General features: G+C 68.6%; 17 protein-coding genes. 8 read left to right on the top strand and 9 right to left on the bottom strand.

The annotated features are described in order from the left end of the window. Positions 1–41: 41 nt before the first annotated feature. Genes BS69_RS0110330 through BS69_RS0110320 form a run of 3 tightly spaced genes read right to left on the bottom strand, consistent with a single transcriptional unit; the run spans position 42 to position 1,629 of the window. The gene (locus tag BS69_RS0110330; protein ID WP_029941870.1) at positions 42–605 is read right to left on the bottom strand and encodes a cytochrome c oxidase assembly protein; all 564 of its coding nucleotides are present in this window, start codon (positions 603–605) and stop codon (positions 42–44) included. Further along, on the bottom strand, positions 602–733 hold the full coding sequence (locus BS69_RS14670; RefSeq protein WP_281169705.1) for a hypothetical protein: 132 nt from the start codon (positions 731–733) through the stop codon (positions 602–604). Before BS69_RS14670 ends, BS69_RS0110330 begins: the two co-directional genes overlap by 4 nt. Then, positions 730–1,629, bottom strand: coding sequence for a heme o synthase (locus BS69_RS0110320; RefSeq protein WP_029941869.1), 900 nt, complete (start codon positions 1,627–1,629; stop codon positions 730–732). The genes BS69_RS14670 and BS69_RS0110320 overlap by 4 nt, the downstream gene beginning before the upstream one ends. A 92-nt stretch (positions 1,630–1,721) precedes the next feature. Between BS69_RS0110320 and BS69_RS0110315 the strand changes: the two genes are divergently transcribed. Together BS69_RS0110315 and BS69_RS0110310 are read left to right on the top strand one after the other, a co-directional pair. Continuing rightward, complete coding sequence (locus BS69_RS0110315; protein ID WP_029941868.1) at positions 1,722–2,339, top strand: peptidylprolyl isomerase; 618 nt, start codon at positions 1,722–1,724, stop codon at positions 2,337–2,339. 57 nt (positions 2,340–2,396) lie between these two features. Continuing rightward, positions 2,397–3,740, top strand: a complete 1,344-nt coding sequence (locus tag BS69_RS0110310; protein ID WP_051676693.1) for an HD-GYP domain-containing protein — start codon at positions 2,397–2,399, stop codon at positions 3,738–3,740. On the opposite strand, the gene BS69_RS0110305 is transcribed toward BS69_RS0110310, so the two are convergent. The 3 genes from BS69_RS0110305 to coxB all read right to left on the bottom strand — a co-directional run bounded on the left by BS69_RS0110305 (position 3,737) and on the right by coxB (position 8,272). Continuing rightward, complete coding sequence (locus BS69_RS0110305; protein WP_029941866.1) at positions 3,737–5,347, bottom strand: M28 family peptidase; 1,611 nt, start codon at positions 5,345–5,347, stop codon at positions 3,737–3,739. The genes BS69_RS0110310 and BS69_RS0110305 overlap by 4 nt on opposite strands. 120 nt (positions 5,348–5,467) lie before the next feature. Beyond that, complete coding sequence (gene ctaD / locus BS69_RS0110300) at positions 5,468–7,150, bottom strand: cytochrome c oxidase subunit I (RefSeq protein WP_051676692.1); 1,683 nt, start codon at positions 7,148–7,150, stop codon at positions 5,468–5,470. 18 nt (positions 7,151–7,168) lie between these two features. Next, positions 7,169–8,272 (bottom strand): cytochrome c oxidase subunit II, encoded by a 1,104-nt coding sequence (gene coxB / locus BS69_RS0110295; protein WP_029941864.1) that lies wholly within the window; start codon positions 8,270–8,272, stop codon positions 7,169–7,171. 177 nt (positions 8,273–8,449) lie between these two features. Here coxB and pyrE point away from each other — a divergent pair, with 177 nt between their 5' ends. From pyrE to BS69_RS0110270, 5 genes are read left to right on the top strand one after another with little or no spacing between them, the layout of a single operon-like run. After that, positions 8,450–9,034 (top strand): orotate phosphoribosyltransferase, encoded by a 585-nt coding sequence (gene pyrE / locus BS69_RS0110290; protein WP_029941863.1) that lies wholly within the window; start codon positions 8,450–8,452, stop codon positions 9,032–9,034. Positions 9,035–9,070: 36 nt separating this feature from the next. Then, a complete protein-coding gene (locus tag BS69_RS0110285) occupies positions 9,071–9,805 on the top strand; it encodes a pyridoxine 5'-phosphate synthase (RefSeq protein WP_029941862.1) in 735 nt (244 codons plus the stop codon). Next, on the top strand, positions 9,802–10,212 hold the full coding sequence (gene acpS / locus BS69_RS0110280; protein WP_029941861.1) for a holo-ACP synthase: 411 nt from the start codon (positions 9,802–9,804) through the stop codon (positions 10,210–10,212). Before BS69_RS0110285 ends, acpS begins: the two co-directional genes overlap by 4 nt. Continuing rightward, positions 10,213–11,100, top strand: a complete 888-nt coding sequence (gene lepB, locus BS69_RS0110275; RefSeq protein WP_029941860.1) for a signal peptidase I — start codon at positions 10,213–10,215, stop codon at positions 11,098–11,100. A 3-nt stretch (positions 11,101–11,103) separates the two neighbouring features. Then, positions 11,104–12,345 carry an AI-2E family transporter gene (locus BS69_RS0110270; protein ID WP_245605138.1) on the top strand — a complete coding sequence of 414 codons (1,242 nt, stop codon included), beginning with the start codon at positions 11,104–11,106 and terminating at the stop codon, positions 12,343–12,345. On the opposite strand, the gene BS69_RS0110265 is transcribed toward BS69_RS0110270, so the two are convergent. Next, positions 12,239–12,772 (bottom strand): FKBP-type peptidyl-prolyl cis-trans isomerase, encoded by a 534-nt coding sequence (locus tag BS69_RS0110265; protein ID WP_051676690.1) that lies wholly within the window; start codon positions 12,770–12,772, stop codon positions 12,239–12,241. The two genes, BS69_RS0110270 and BS69_RS0110265, sit on opposite strands and share 107 nt — an antisense overlap. Before the next feature lie 92 nt (positions 12,773–12,864). After that, on the bottom strand, positions 12,865–13,071 hold the full coding sequence (rpsU, locus tag BS69_RS0110260) for a 30S ribosomal protein S21 (RefSeq protein WP_029941857.1): 207 nt from the start codon (positions 13,069–13,071) through the stop codon (positions 12,865–12,867). A gap of 313 nt (positions 13,072–13,384) precedes the next feature. Between rpsU and BS69_RS0110255 the strand changes: the two genes are divergently transcribed. Then, the gene (locus BS69_RS0110255; RefSeq protein WP_029941856.1) at positions 13,385–14,095 is read left to right on the top strand and encodes a murein L,D-transpeptidase catalytic domain family protein; all 711 of its coding nucleotides are present in this window, start codon (positions 13,385–13,387) and stop codon (positions 14,093–14,095) included. A 60-nt stretch (positions 14,096–14,155) separates the two neighbouring features. Here the strand turns inward: BS69_RS0110255 and BS69_RS0110250 are convergent, their stop codons facing one another. Then, the gene (locus tag BS69_RS0110250) at positions 14,156–15,397 is read right to left on the bottom strand and encodes a L,D-transpeptidase family protein (RefSeq protein WP_169738081.1); all 1,242 of its coding nucleotides are present in this window, start codon (positions 15,395–15,397) and stop codon (positions 14,156–14,158) included. Positions 15,398–15,424: the final 27 nt, after the last annotated feature.

Raw genomic sequence — 15,424 nt, 5'->3', positions numbered from 1 at the left:
GGGTCCTCGGACTGAGAATTCGTGAGTTTGCGGCCCGCGCTCTAGCGAGCCTCGGCGCGCTTTTCCACCGGATAAAAGGTGTAGGACAAGGTGATCTCGTCGATCGAGGCCGTGGCGGGGTCGGTGCGGATCTTCGGATCGACGAAGAACACCACCGGCATCTGCACGCGCTGACCGGGCTTCAGCGTCTGCTCGGTGAAGCAGAAGCATTCGAGCTTGCTGAAATACTGGCCCGCCTGGGCGGGCGAGACGTTGAAGCTCGCCGTGCCTGTGGTCTCGCGCGCGGTGAGATTGTGCGCGGTGAAATAGGTCACGATCCGCGCCCCCGGGACCACCCGCGTCAGCCGGGTCTCGGGCTTGAAGTCCCATGGCATCGCCGGGCTGACATTGGCGTCGAAGCGCACCCCGACCGGCGCCAGCGACGCCTGCGCACCCGGAGCGGCGGACGCCCGCATCGGGGTCCCGCCAAAACCCGTCGCCTGGCAGAAGATCCGGTAGAGCGGCACGCTCGCGTAGGCGAGACCGATCATGAACAGCACGAACAGGACGGCTCGCCCCGCGACGACGCGGTTGCGCCGGGCGAGGTCGGCCGTCGCCGAGGTCACTGGTTCACCGTCATCTTGGCGATAGTGACGAAGAAGGTCAGCGCGATGAAGGCGAACAGCAGCATCGCGGTCACCCGCGCCGCCTTGCGCTGCCGGGCGCGCACCACTTCGTCCTCGGGCCGGCTCACAGGAAGCGGTCCACGACGAGCACGCCGAAAATGGCGAACTGGTAGAGGATCGAGAATTTGAACAGCGCCTTCTCGGGGCCCATGCCGGCCGGCTCGGTCGCTTTGTTGGCGAGGACGCGCAGGCTGAGGAAGACGAAATAGGCGCTGAGCAGGCTTGCCACCACGCCGTAGATCGGCCCAGTCAGGCCAAGCGGCCAGGGGGCGATCGCCACCGCCGCCATCGGCAGGCTATAGAGCGCGATCTGCCGCCGGGTGCTCTCGAAGCCCGCCACCACCGGCAGCATCGGCACGCCGGCATTGGCGTAATCGGTCTTCACGAACAGCGACAGCGCCCAGAAATGCGGCGGCGTCCACAGAAAGATGTTGAGGAACAGGAGCACCGGCAGAAGTTCGACCTTGCCGGTCGCCGCGACCCAGCCGATCAGCGGCGGGAAGGCCCCGGCGGCCCCGCCGATGACGATGTTCTGCGGGGTGCGGCGCTTCAGCCAGACGGTGTAGATGCCGACGTAGAAGAAGATCGAGAAGGCGAGGATCAGCGCCGCGAGGTGATTGGCCGCGAGGTCCATCAGCACCACGCTGCCCGCCGAGAGGCCGACCGCGAACTGGAAGGCGGTCTGCGGATCGAGCCGCCCACCGGGAAGCGGGCGCTTGGCGGTCCGCTTCATCTTGGCGTCGAGGTCGGCCTCGTACCACATGTTGAGTGCCCCCGCCCCGCCCGCGCCGAGCGCGATGCAGAGGACGGCAGTGAAGGCCAGCACCGGGTGCATGGTCGTCGGCGCGGCGAGCAGACCCGCCAGGCCGGTGAAGACGACGAGCGTCATCACGCGCGGCTTGGTCAGCGCGAACAGGTCGCGCCAGTCGGCCGGAAGCTCGTGGGTCTGGACAGCGGTGCTCATGGATGGGGCGCATATAGGGGCTAAGTCGCGGGAACGAAAGCCGAGTCTTGGGTCTTCATATCCGGGTCACCAAGGACCGGTTAGAAAGCCCCATGTCGATCCGATTCGCGCTTGCAATCAGCAGCTTGTTCCTCGCCGCCGCGCCCGCCTCGGCGATGCCCGTTCCGCCCAAGCCGGGCGAGAAACCCGTTGCCGACATGGTTGTCCACCAGGGCCAGGTGAATGTCGTCCTCGACACCGCCAAGGGCCGGATCGTGGTCGCGCTCGACGCCGGCCGGGCCCCGGTGACGACCAGGAATTTCCTGCGCTACATCGACGCCAAGCGCTTCGACGGGATCAGCTTCTACCGGGCCATGCCCTATGGCGACGACAACGGCCTCATCCAGGGCGGCATCACCAAGGACGTGAAGCTGCTCTTCCCGCCGATCGCGCACGAACCGTCGAGCAAAACGGGAATCGCGCATGAAGCGGGCACCATTCTCATGGCCAATGCCGGCCCCGGCACCGCCCGCGCCGACTTCTTCATCACGCTTGGCCCGATCCCCTTCGGCGACGACTTTGCCCCCTTCGGCCATGTCGTCGAGGGCATGGACGTGGTGAAGGCGATCTTCGCCGAGCCGACCGATCCCAACAAGGGTGCGGGGGCGATGAAGGGCCAGATGTTCGCCACGCCGGTGGCGATTCGCACCGTCCGCCGGGTCGGGCCCTGAGGACCTTAACCACGTCCGCATAGCTTTCGCTTAACCGGCGGAAACTAACCTGCGGCAATGCTGCACCAGAATATCGCGATCCCCACCGCCACCCGCGCGGACGTGATCGCCGCCTTCAGCTACGCGCTCGACCTGACCGAGGGACAACCCGCCGGCCACTGCATCCGCGCCTGCTGGATCGGAATGCAGGTGGGCCGCGAGCTCGGCCTGTCCCCGGCCGAGCTCGGCGACCTTTATTATACCCTCCTCCTCAAGGACCTCGGCTGCAGCAGCAACGCGGCCCGGATCTGCGAACTCTACGAAGCCGACGATCGTGCCTTCAAGCAGGGCTACAAGACGGTCGGCACCAGCCTCGCCGCGACGCTTCACTTCGTCTTCAGCAAGACCGCGCGGGGTCGTCCGCTCGGTCGCCGCGTTTCGGCGATCGGAAACATCCTCAGGAACGGCGACGCGATCGCACAGGAAATGATCGTCTCGCGCTGCACCCGCGGCGCCGACATCGCCCGCACCCTGCGATTCTCGAACGCGGTCTGCGACGGCATCTACCATCTCGACGAGCACTGGAACGGGTCGGGCCGCCCGGGCCGCCTCGAGGCCGGCGCCATCCCGCTCTTCTCGCGCATCGCCCTCCTCGCCCAGGTCGTCGACGTCTTCCACGGCCACGCCGGTGCCTCGGCGGCGCTCGAGGAAGCGCAGCGGCGGAGCGGCATCTGGTTCGATCCCGAACTCGTCCGGGCGCTCGAGAGCGCAGCGCGCCACCACAGTTTCTGGACCGCGCTCGCCTCGCCCACCATCGAGACGCGCGTCGTCCGCCTGGCTCCCGCCGAGGACGGCGACCGGCTCGACGACGACTATCTCGACGCCATTGCCAACGCCTTCGGGCAGGTGATCGACGCCAAGAGCCCCTTCACCGCCGGCCACTCACGGCGCGTCGGCGACCTCAGCGCGCGCATGGCGCAGGGCCTCGGCCTGTCGCCCGGACGCGCCCGCTGGCTCCGGCGAGCGGCCGTGCTTCACGACGTCGGCAAGCTTGGCGTTTCCAGCGCCATCCTCGAGAAGCCGGGCGAGCTCGACGAGCGCGAATGGGCCGAGATGCGCACCCACACCACTCATACCCGCGCCATTCTCGGCAGGATCGGCGCGCTGGCCGACCTCGCCGACGTCGCCGCCGCACACCACGAACGCCTTGACGGGACCGGCTATCCGCTCGCCTTGCCCGCCGCCGCGATCGGTCGCGAGACGCGTATCATCACGACCTGCGACATCTACGACGCCCTGGTGTCCGACCGGCCCTACCGCCCCGCGCTGCCCGTCGAGGAAGCGCTGCGGACCATGGAGGTGGCGTCGGGCACCGCGATCGACCCCGACTGCCTCGCGATCCTCAAGGCGAGCCTGGCCTAGCGGCGCTCGGCCGCGCTTGCCTCCTGCGCCGCCGCCCAGGGTGCGCCCGGAAGCCAGCCCGGCCATTGCCGGCTGTCGGCGACCATCTGCCCAACCCGCCAGGCGGCCAGCGCTTCCTGCGCGGTGCCGGCGAAGGTCCAGCGCGGATCGAACTGGTCGCACGGCTGGTGGTAGCAGCGGGCGTTATACGCACCGACGACCCGCTGTCCCGCCGCGAGGCCTCCGACCTTGAGGTCGCGGCCCGCACGAAAGGCCAGCGCCGGCACCCCGCGCTGGGCGAAAGGCAAATGGTCCGAGCGGAAGTACCAGCCTGCTTCGGGGTTCGGCTCGGGATCGACCCGAAGTCCCTGCTCCGCCGCCGCCTGGCCGAGCAGCGCCTCAAGGCCCGACTGGCCCGGACCGATCAGCTCGAGGTTGCGCGCGGCGGGCAGCACCACGTGCGGATCGAGGTTGATCACCGCTGCGGTCCGGGCGAGCGGAATCAGCGGATGCTGCGCGAACCATTCGGCGCCGAGCAGGCCCTTTTCCTCGCTCGTCCAGGCGGCGAACACGATCGAGCGGGCCGGTCGCTTGCCTGCCGCGAAGGCGCGCGCCACCTCGAGCAGCTCTGCCGTGCCGGTCGCATTGTCGACCGCGCCGTTGCGGATGCTGTCCCCGCGCGCGTCGGGACCGTTGTGGCCGTTGGCATCCCAGTGCGCGCCGTACAGCACATATTCGTTCGGCCGTTCGGCGCCTTTGAGCATGCCGACGACATTGTGGCTGACGACGGGCGTGGCCCTGTTGGTCGCGCGAACGCTGATCGACCCGGGCAATTTGAACGCGCGGAAGGCCGGGGTCCGCGCCAGCGTCTTCAGCCGCGGCAGGCCATAGCCCATCCGCGCCAGCAGCGGCACGACCGCCCCGCCCCGCACGATCGCGCTGAACTGCAGCGGATTGGGCTTGAGCGGCGCATAAGTGAGCGACGGCACGCGGATGCTTCCCCCGACCTGCGCATAGGGCCAAGAATAGGCCGCTTCCTCGTGGATGAAGAGCACGCCGAGCGCGCCGGCCTTGAGCGCCGCCGCGGTCTTGACCCCGCCCCGCCCGGCGAAGGCCAGCGCGCGTCCCCCGAAGCCGAGATCCTTGCCGCCCTCGAGGTCGGGGTCGCCGGCCAGCATGACCACGACCTTGCCGCGAACATCGACGCCCTCGAAGGCATCCCACCCGCGCTTGGGATCCGGCGCCCCCCAGCCCGCGAACACCAGCGGCGCATCGCGCACGTCGGTCACGCCGGCGTTGGTCGGGTTGATGTCGAGGTCGGGCCCGTCGCGGAGCACCGCGGCTTGGCCCCGCAACCGAATTGTCGCGGTGCCGCCCGGGAGTGTGTCGAGGCGCACCAGCGGCACCTTCTGAAACCAGCCTCCGTCCTCTCCCGCCGGCGCGAGCCCGGCCCCGGCCATCTGCCGGGCGAGATAGGCGATCGTCGCCGCCTCACCTTTTTCGCCCGGCCCGCGCCCGTCGAAGGCATCGGACGAGAGCATCTTCACATCGGCCTTGATCCGCGCCGGGTCGATCGGACCGGCGGCGACGAGGGCGACGGCGGCGAGCGGGAGGAGGAGGTTACGCATCGCGCGAGGATGACGGGTGCAGCGGCGCGCGCAACCCGCTGATTGCGCGTGGTTCAAAAGAGAAAGGCCCGCCCTGCGCTTTGCAGGACGGGCCTTGGTCTCGTCAGAGGCTGCCGCGGATCAGTCGATCTTGGGCAGGGTCTCGAACTGGTGGAAGGGCGGCGGGCTCGGCAGGGTCCACTCGAGCGTCGTCGCGCCCTCGCCCCACGGATTGTCCGGCGCCTTCTTGCCGCCCATCAGCGACCAGATGATGTTCACGAAGAACACGCCCATCGCCGCGACGGTCACCATGTAACCGACGGTCGAGACGTAGTTCCAGTAAGCGAACTGGTCGGTGTAGTCGGGAATGCGCCGCGGCATGCCGTCGAGGCCGAGGAAGTGCTGCGGGAAGAAGATCAGGTTCACGCCCGCGAACATCACGAAGAAGTGCACCTTGCCGAGCAGCTCGTTGTACATCTTCCCGCTCATCTTCGGGAACCAGTAGTAGAAGCCGGCGAAGATCCCGAACACGGCACCGAGGCTCAGCACGTAGTGGAAGTGGGCCACCACGTAATAGGTGTCGTGCATGTAGGTGTCGACGCCGCCGTTGGCGAGCACGACGCCGGTTACGCCGCCGACGGTGAACAGGAAGATGAAGCCGATCGCGAACAGCATCGGGGTCGGGAAGGTGATCGACCCGCCCCACATGGTCGCGATCCAGCTGAAGATCTTCACGCCGGTCGGGACCGCGATGATCATGGTCGCGGCGGTGAAGTACATCTTCACGTTCACGTCGAGGCCGACGGTGAACATGTGGTGCGCCCAGACGACGAACCCGACCACGCCGATCGCGACCATGGCATAGGCCATGCCGAGATAGCCGAAGACGGGCTTGCGGCTGAAGGTCGCGACGATCTGGCTGACGATGCCGAAGGCCGGCAGGATCATGATGTAGACTTCGGGGTGGCCGAAGAACCAGAACAGGTGCTGGTAGAGCAGCGGGTCACCGCCGCCCGACGCGTCGAAGAAGGCCGTGCCGAAGTTGCGGTCGGTCAGCAGCATGGTGATCGCACCCGCCAGCACCGGCAGCGCCAGCAGCAGCAGGAAGGCGGTGACCAGGATCGACCACACGAACAGCGGCATCTTGTGCAGGGTCATGCCCGGCGCGCGCATGTTGAAGATGGTGGTGATGAAGTTGATCGCGCCGAGGATCGAGCCCGCACCGGCGAGGTGGAGCGCGAAGATGGCGAAGTCGACCGCCGGCCCGGCCGAGCCGCTGGTCGACAGCGGGGCGTAGACGGTCCAGCCGGTGCCCGCGCCGATGCCGGTACCGCCGCTGGTGAAGGTCGAGAGGATGAGGCTGCAGAAGCCCGCCACGGTCAGCCAGAAGCTGATGTTGTTCATCCGCGGGAAGGCCATGTCGGGCGCACCGATCATGATCGGCACGAACCAGTTGGCGAAGCCGCCGATCAGCGCCGGCATGACCATGAAGAAGACCATGATCAGGCCGTGGCCGGTGATCAGCACGTTCCAGTGGTGATAGGCCTCGTCGATATTGGCGCTGCCCGCACCGAGCGGCCAGGCCTTGGTCAGGATCTGGATGCCCGGCTCGGCGAGCTCGGCCCGCATGATGCCCGACAGCGCGCCGCCGACGATCCCCGCGATGATCGCGAAGATCAGGTAGAGCGTGCCGATGTCCTTGTGGTTGGTCGACATGAACCAGCGGGCGAAGAACGCCGGCTTGTGGTCCGCGTCATGGGCATGGTCGTGCGCGTGGGCGCCCTCGGTGGGGGTCAGCTTCAGCGTGTCGGCGGTGGTGGCCATGATGTTCCGCTTCTCGTCTTAATTGGCAGCGCCGGCCGCGGGGGCCGAGGAATTGGCGGGGGCGGCGGCGGTCGGCGCGGCGGCCGGGCTGACGGTGGTCGCCGCGGTGCTGTCCGGAGCGGCGGCCGGGGTAGCGCCCGGCATCGTCCCACCCTTCAGCGCGACCCACTGGGCGAAGCGCTCAGGCGACACCACCTCGATCGCGATCGGCATGAAGCCGTGGCGCGCGCCGCACAGCTCGCTGCACTGGCCGAAATAGACGCCCGGACGGTCGACCTTGACCCAGGTCTCGTTGAGGATTCCCGGATTGGCGTCGGTCTTGGTCCAGAAGGCGGGCATGGCGAAGCTGTGGATGACGTCGTTCGAGGTGACGATGAACTTCACGACCTTGCCGGCCGGGATCACCATCCGCTCGTCGACCGCGAGCAGGCGCGGGCCGTCGTCGTCGGTGCGGAAGCGGGTGCCGGCCGCGGCCTCGCCCTTTTCCTTGAGCATGTTCGAGACGATCTCGAAGCCGCCATTGTCCGGATACTGGTAGGTCCAGTACCACTGGTTGCCGACCACCTTGATGGTGAGGTCCGCCGGCGGCGGGCTGTACTGGTGGCGGATGAGGCGGATCGAGGGAACCGCGATCGCGACCAGGACGAGCACCGGAAGCAGGGTCCAGGCGACCTCGACCGCAGTGTTGTGGCTGGTCCGGCTCGGGGTCGGATTGGCCCCGCGGCGATAGCGCAGGATGGTCCACACCAGGAGCGCGAGGACGAGCAGGCTGATCGCGGCGCACAGCACCAGCAGCCAGTTGTTGTGGAAGGCCGAGGCTTCGCGACCGACCGGGGTGAACTGGTCCTGCAGACCCGCGCGGCCGTCGGGCTGGCCAATGCCGGGGGTGGGCTTGGCATAATCGAAGGCCGGCGCGGCGCCCGTGGCCGGCGCGACCGCGCTGGCACCCGGGGTCGGATCGGTCGCCGCCGGGGTCGCCGACGGGTTGGCGGCCGCCGCGTTCGGACCGGCCGGCGTCGCCGCCGCCTGTTGCGGGGCGGCCGTCGGCGCTTGTTGTCCTTGGGCCGCCGCCGGCACCATGCCAGCTGCAGCAAGCGCGATCAGCCAATTTCTCACGTTCATCACGACCCCGGTCACAGGTTCAAGCCATCGGACGACCCCTCCCGGGCCGCCTGAAATCGGCGGCCTTATAGGCAGGGGTTCCCGCAGTCTCAAGCGCTTGTCTGTGCCCGTCGGCGCGGCGTAAGACGCGCCCTCAGAAAAGCCCCGTCGGGATAGTGGGGCGCGAGGGCCAAGGCAATGACCGAACAGGATATTCTCGACGAGTTTCGCGCCGCGGAAGCGCTTCTCGAAGGCCATTTCATCCTCTCCTCGGGGCTTCGCTCGCCGCGATACCTCCAATGTGCGAGGGTGCTGATGGACCCGCGCCGGGCCGGACGGCTGGCCAGTGCGCTGGCCGACAAGATCGATCCCGCGCTCCGCGCGCGGTTGCAGGCGGTCGTGTCGCCAGCGATGGGCGGGGTCATCATCGGCCATGAAATGGGCCGCGCCCTCGGCCTCCCCGCGATGTTCGTCGAGCGCCCGACCGGCACCTTCGAGCTTCGCCGCGGCTTCCGCCTCGACCCCGGCACGCAGGTCCTGCTCGTCGAGGACGTCGTCACCACCGGCCTCTCCAGCCGCGAGGCGATCCGGGCCATCACCGAGGCCGGCGGCGAGGTGATCGCGGCCGCCGCTTTGGTCGACCGCTCGAACGGCACCGCCGACCTCGGCGTCCCCTTCACGCCCCTGATCCGTCTCGACGTACCCACCTACGCCGCCGACGCGCTTCCGCCCGAGCTTGCCGCGATTCCCGCGATCAAGCCCGGCAGCCGCGCCGCGGCCTGATTGAACAACCCGCTCCCCGCTGCCATCTCCCCGCTCATGGCCACCGCCGCACCGCTCCGCCTTGGCGTCAACATCGACCATGTCGCGACCATCCGGAATGCGCGCGGGGGCGACTTTCCTGACCCTGTCCGCGCCGCCCATGCGGCCGAGGCGGCGGGCGCGCAGGGGATCACCGCGCACCTTCGCGAAGATCGTCGCCATATCCGCGACGACGACCTCGTCCGCCTCAAGAACGAGATTGCGCTTCCCCTCAACCTCGAGATGGCGGCGACCGACGAGATGCTGCGGATCGCGCTCGCGACCCGGCCCCACGCCGCCTGCATCGTTCCCGAGAAGCGCGAGGAGCGGACCACCGAGGGCGGGCTCGACGCGGCGGCCAAGCGCGAGCATCTCGCCCGCTTCTGCGACGAGCTCGGCGCGGCGGGCATCCGCGTCTCGCTCTTCATCGAGCCCGAGCCCGCGCAGATCGAGGCTGCGGTCGCCCTGCGCGCGCCCGTCGTCGAGCTTCACACCGGCCGCTACGCCCATCTCGCCGAGGGCGGCCGCGAAGCCGAGCTGAAGCGGCTTGCCGATGCCGCCGCGCTGGCCGCCAAGAACGGGATCGAGCCCCACGCCGGCCACGGCCTGACCTTCGCCAATGTCGTGCCGATCGCCGCCATCCCGCAGGTCGCCGAGCTCAACATCGGCCATTTCCTGATCGGCGAGGCGATCTTCGTCGGCCTCGAAGCCAGCATCCGCCGGATGCGCGACCTCATGGACAGCGCGCGGTGATCGTCGGGCTCGGCTCCGACCTCTGCAACATCGAGCGGATCCAGGCGTCGCTCGACCGCTTCGGCGACCGCTTCCTCCATCGCGTCTTCACCGAGCGCGAGCGCGCCAAGGCCGCCCGCCGCCCGTTCACCGCCGCCGGCACCTTGGCCAAGCGCTTCGCCGCCAAGGAGGCCTTCTCCAAGGCGGTCGGGACCGGCTTCAAGCGCGGCGTCTTCATGAAGGACATCGGGGTCGCCAATCTGCCAAGTGGCGCGCCCACTCTGCAACTGACCGGCGGGGCGGCCGAGCGGCTTGACGCGCTCACCCCTGCGGGCCACGCCATGCGTGTGCATCTGACGATGACCGACGACCATCCGTGGGCGCAGGCCTTCGTCATCCTCGAAGCCGTACCCCTGCCGGAGTCTTGAGTGAGCGATACCCTCGTCAACCAGGTCGAGCCCGCGGCGCCGCCGCCGGCCCCGGCTGCCGCCACCGAGACCAAGCCGAAGGAATCGGCCCTCTGGCGTGAGATCAAGGGCCTGTTCTGGGTCCTGGTCGCGGTGCTGGTGTTCCACAGCCTCGTCGCCAAGCCCTTCTACATCCCGTCCGAATCGATGATGCCCGCCCTGCTCAAGGGCGATCGGCTGGTGGTCAGCAAATATCCCTATGGCTGGTCGTGGGTGTCCCCGAGCTTCCACCTCTGGCCCGAGCAGAAGGGCCGCCTGTTCGGCCGGATGCCCGAGCGCGGCGACATCGTGATCGTCACCCCGCCGCATCTTCGCGAGGACTATATCAAGCGCGTCATCGGCCTGCCCGGCGATACCGTCGAGGTTCGCGGCGGTCGGCTCATCCTCAACGGGGTCGAGGTGAAGCGCCAGATCCTTCCCCCGCGCATGGTCCCGGTCGACGCCAACGCCCCTTGCGGGGTCGAGCAGTTCGCCGGCCGCCTCGTCCAGCAGAAGGACGGCAGCTTCGCCTGCTCGCTGCCCATCGTCCGCGAGACCCTACCCAATGGCGCAACCTACGACACGGTCGACCTCGGCCAGTCGGTCGGCGACGACTACGGTCCGGTCACCGTTCCCGACAAGCATGTCTTCCTGATGGGTGACAATCGCGACCGCAGCGCCGACAGCCGCTTCGGCCTCGGGCCGGGCGAGAACGGCCTCGGCGGCCCCGTGCCGTGGGAAAATATCGGCGGCCGCGCCGAATTCATTACGTTCAGCCTCGACGGCTCGGCCAGCTGGTGGAATCCCGTCAGCTGGTTCCAGAGCCTGCGCGGCGGACGCGCCGGCAGCAGTCTTCGAACCGGGGTCTAGGCCGTGGTCGCGGGGGGCAATCACGACCACATGGAGCGGCCGGGGCCAGCCGAATTCCAGGACCCGGTCGTGCGCCAGGAGTTCAAGCGCGCCTGGGTCTGGATCGGCTCGATCCTCGCGGTCGCGGCCGTCATCTTCCTCGCCCAGCCGCTGCTGCTGATCGTCGGCGGGCTGGTCTTCGCGGTGCTTCTCGACGGCGGCGCACGGCTGCTCGGACGCTGGCTCCCGATCGGGCGCGGCTGGCGGCTGGCCATCGTCACCCTCGCCGGCTTCGGCTTCATCGGCTGGGTCTTCTACACTGCCGGCGCGACCTTCGCGGCCCAGTTCGCCGCGCTCCAGGTCGCGGTCGAGGCGCAGCTCATCCGCTTCTATGCCTGGGGCATGGGCATGGGCCTGTTCCCGACCGCCCGGGTCGAGCACCTTTCCGATCTCCTCAAGGTCCTCGCGAGCGGGCTCGGCGACGGCGCGGTCTCGGCCGGAACCAGCGGCTTCGGCCGGGTCACCAGCGCGATCGGCGGGATCTTCGGCGCGCTCACCAGCGCCTTCCTGATCCTGATCATCGGCATCTTCTTCGCGACCGAGCCCAAGGTCTATGATCGCGGCGTCGCCTGGCTGCTCCCGGTCCGCCACCGGGCCAGTTACTACGATACCGCCGCCGCCGTCGGATTCACGCTCCGCCGCCTGCTCTTCGGGCGGCTGGTCGGAATGGTCGTCGAAGGCTTCTTCACCTACCTCATGCTGGCGTTCGGCGGCCCGCTCGTCGGCTGGATGATCGGGACCGAGATCCAGCCGGTGCCGATGGCGGCGCTGCTCGGCTTGCTGACGGGCCTGTTCGCCTTCATCCCCAACATCGGCGCGATCGTCTCGGGGCTGCTGATGGTGGCGGTCGGCTTCTCGGCCGGCACCAACGAGGGGGTGTGGGCGATCGTCACCTACTTCGCCGTCCAGAACATCGACGGCTATCTCATCCTGCCCTACATCGCGCGCAAGACGGTCGACCTGCCACCGGCGATGGTGCTCGCCGCGCAGCTCGTCTTCGGCGCCCTGTTCGGATTCCTCGGACTGCTCCTCGCCGACCCCATCATGGCGACCCTCAAGGTCACGCTCGAGAAGCTGGCGAGGGAGCGGTCACCCGGGCTTACTGACCCGGCGGAAGCGCCTGCGGTTCCGCGCCCGGGGGAAGCGCCTGGGCGCCCTGCGGTCCCATCTGCGCCGCCGCATTCTGGACCACCCGCTTCACCGTGATGTCGAAGTCGAGCGGGCTGTTCGGCGGGATCGGCGAGCCCGGGGGCGGATTGGCACCATAGGCCAGCGCGCCCGGAATGCGGACCTTGTAGCGGCCCTTGGGCTGCATGTTCTGGAGCGCCTCGGCGAAGCCCGGGACGACCTGCCCGACCAGCAGCGGCGCGTCCTGCGCCTCGTCGAACTTGGTCCCGTCGGGCAGCGTTCCGACATAGTCGATGATCACCCCGTCCATCGCGCCGATCACGGGCCCTTCGCCCTTCTTGATGGTGCGGATCTCGAGGCCGCTCGGCTTGACCACCGCGCGCATCTGGCCGGCCCCGGCCCAGGCCAGCGCGGCCCCGGCGAGGACCAGCAGCACCAGCCCGAAGGCGAGCCGCAACTTGGTGGCGCGGGCCACGGGTTGGATGGGGACCTGGGTGACGCTCATCGGACGGTCTTCCTCGTGGAGAGCTTATAAAGGAAAGGCCGCCCGGTAAGGGGCGGCCTTGCACTGGGTCAAGCGATAGTCGCTCGGGCGCCTCAGCGCGCACCCTCGCGCTCGGCGCGCTTGCGCTCGAGCTTGCGGGCCCGGCGGATCGCCGCGGCACGCTCGCGCGCCCGCTTCTCCGACGGCTTCTCGTAGTGACGGCGCAGCTTCATCTCGCGGTAGACGCCCTCGCGCTGCAGCTTCTTCTTGAGCGCGCGCAGCGCCTGGTCGACATTATTGTCGCGAACGATGATTTGCATAAAAGGTCCGTCACTCCATGTCTTAAAGGTTGCGCCCACGCCTTCCCCACGGGGATGGCTAGGCATCGCACCGACCTCGACAGGAGCCGGGATACGGGCGACCAAAGCGGTCCGTGCGGGCGCGTGTCGCTCGCCGGAAGGGGCAGCCCCTAACAGCGATGCCCCGATTCGACAACCCACGCCCTTCTAACGCGATGAAGCGACCGGCCCGAGCGGCAGGTGGACCCGCAATCGCAACCATGGTTATCGAGGGTTAACTCTTTGCCAGCTATAGAGTTTCCTCAATTCGAACAGATTCGGGAGGCAAGTGGGGGTGAGCATCAATCGTCGTGACATGCTTCGTCAGGTGGGTCTTGGCGGCGCGGCTGCCCTCATCTCGGGCGCGGCGCTCGCGGCGGACCTCCCCGGCCTGATCGGCGTGCCCAAGCCATTCGCCGGCGAACCCCTGGTGCCGGTTGGCCCGGTGGCCCCCGTCGCCGCAGCTCCGGCCGTCGTGCCGGCCGCGCCGCTTGGAGTCGATCCCGCGCTCTTTGCTCGCGCCAAGCAGGCGCTCGAGCGGCATCGCGCGTCGCTGCGCAACACCGACAAGATCGGCATCGTCGACTTTTCCAAGGCCAGTCACGATCCGCGCTTCCACGTGGTCGACCTTGCCAGCGGCCAGGTCACCAGCCACCTCGTCGCGCACGGCCGCGGCTCGGACGTCGGGCACACCGGGTTCCTCGAGCAATTCTCCAACGCCTTCGGCAGCAATGCGACGTCGAACGGTGCCTATTCGACCGCGGACTTTTACCAGGGCAAGTACGGGCTCTCGATGAAGGTCAACGGCCTCGACTGGAGCAACAACAACGCGCTCGCCCGCGCGATCGTGGTCCACTCGGCCTGGTATGCCGAGGCCGACATGATCCCGCTGCACGGGAAGCTCGGCCGGTCGGAAGGCTGTTTCGCCTTCGGCCAGCGGAGCCACTTCGACGTGATGCGCGAGCTGGCGGACGGCCGCCTGATCTACGCCGACAAGATCGCCTGAACCGAGGCAGGCGAAGCCGTCAAGAAAAAGGGCCCCGGCGCTGTCGCCGGGGCCCTTTCCTTATTTGGCGGCGGCCTTGACCGCGGGCTTGGCCCCGCCGTCGCGATCCATCAGCGCCGCCATCACCGGGGCGTCGCGCTTGTAGAGGTCGGTATATTTGACGATGCTGCCGTCGGTCAGTGCCGCAATCGAGAAATAGACGATGTAGACCGGCACCGGCTTCACGAAATTGGCCTGCACGGTCTTGTTCGCCGCGAGCGTCGACTGGACCCGCTCGGGCGTCCACTCGCCCCCATCGTCGGCCAGTAGCTGGCTGGCGAGGTCGAGAATGTCCTTGGTGCGGATGCAGCCGTGGCTGAAGAAGCGCGCCTGGCTGTCGAACAGCCCGCGATTGTTCGTGTCGTGCAGATAGATGTTCTGCGGATTGTACATCACGAACTTCATCTTGCCCAAGGCGTTGCCCGGACCCGGCGGCTGGCGCCAGCGCTGGACCTTGCCGTCCTTGCCCTTGACCGCGACATAGCCCTTCTTGCCGGCGACATCGCTCGACAGGCTCGGCGGCACTTCCCACCAGGGATTGAGGATCACGCCCGTCGCCTGCACCGCAAGCTGCGGGGTCGGGGTCTTGGTCGCGCCGGCGATCGCCTTGTTCTTCCAGCGGGTCGCACCATTCTCGACCAGGGTCGCATGCTCGCCGGGCACGTTGACGATGATGTAGCGGTTGCCGAGGTCGCGCGGCAGCCAGCGCCAGCGGTCCATGTTGAGGCGGATCTTGCCGACCGTCGCACTGTCGCTGGGCGACGCCTTGACCAGCGCCGCCTTGAGCGATCCATATTGCGGGTGGGTCGGAAGCAGCCCGTCGAGCACGCTTGCGAAGCCGGCCCCGGCCAGCGCCTGGTCGAGCAGCTGGCGGCTCCGGCCCTCGGGCATGTCCGGATCCTTCACGAACCACTGGACCCGCGCCGCGCCACGGACGTGGCCGAGCGCGAGATCGCGCGCGAGCTTGTCGAAGGTCGCGGTCGCCGCAGCCGACAAGGCAACCGGATCGCCGGCCCTCAGCCCCGCCTCGAGCACCGTGGGGTCATAGTCGCGTGGATCGAGCCCGTCCTTGCCGACGCCGCGAATGTAGGTCAGCAGCTCGGTCACCTGTGCGGGCTGCCACACCGGCGGCGGAAGCTGGACGACCGGCGGCGCCACCGGGGCCGCGGTGGTCGCGGATTCGGTCGGGGACGCGGGCTTGGGCGCGAGCGGATCGGCCTGGACGGGCGTTGCCGCCGGCTTCGCCGCATTCACCTGGGCCATCGCCGACCCGGCGCCCAGCGCCAAAAC

Origin of the sequence: Sphingomonas astaxanthinifaciens DSM 22298, assembly GCF_000711715.1 — a bacterium.
GTDB classification, from domain to species: domain Bacteria; phylum Pseudomonadota; class Alphaproteobacteria; order Sphingomonadales; family Sphingomonadaceae; genus Sphingomicrobium; species Sphingomicrobium astaxanthinifaciens_A.
Note: the sequence above shows the minus strand (reverse complement) of the source record. Positions and strands in the feature narration are given on the sequence as shown.

Coding starts and splice junctions, on each gene's coding strand:
- BS69_RS0110320 (WP_029941869.1), bottom strand. CDS start 1,629: ATGAGCACCGCTGTCCAGACCCACGAGCTTCCGGCCGACTGGCGCGAC.
- BS69_RS0110315 (WP_029941868.1), top strand. CDS start 1,722: ATGTCGATCCGATTCGCGCTTGCAATCAGCAGCTTGTTCCTCGCCGCC.
- BS69_RS0110310 (WP_051676693.1), top strand. CDS start 2,397: ATGCTGCACCAGAATATCGCGATCCCCACCGCCACCCGCGCGGACGTG.
- BS69_RS0110305 (WP_029941866.1), bottom strand. CDS start 5,347: ATGCGTAACCTCCTCCTCCCGCTCGCCGCCGTCGCCCTCGTCGCCGCC.
- ctaD (WP_051676692.1), bottom strand. CDS start 7,150: ATGGCCACCACCGCCGACACGCTGAAGCTGACCCCCACCGAGGGCGCC.
- coxB (WP_029941864.1), bottom strand. CDS start 8,272: ATGAACGTGAGAAATTGGCTGATCGCGCTTGCTGCAGCTGGCATGGTG.
- pyrE (WP_029941863.1), top strand. CDS start 8,450: ATGACCGAACAGGATATTCTCGACGAGTTTCGCGCCGCGGAAGCGCTT.
- BS69_RS0110285 (WP_029941862.1), top strand. CDS start 9,071: ATGGCCACCGCCGCACCGCTCCGCCTTGGCGTCAACATCGACCATGTC.
- BS69_RS0110265 (WP_051676690.1), bottom strand. CDS start 12,772: ATGAGCGTCACCCAGGTCCCCATCCAACCCGTGGCCCGCGCCACCAAG.
- rpsU (WP_029941857.1), bottom strand. CDS start 13,071: ATGCAAATCATCGTTCGCGACAATAATGTCGACCAGGCGCTGCGCGCG.
- BS69_RS0110250 (WP_169738081.1), bottom strand. CDS start 15,397: ATGGCCCAGGTGAATGCGGCGAAGCCGGCGGCAACGCCCGTCCAGGCC.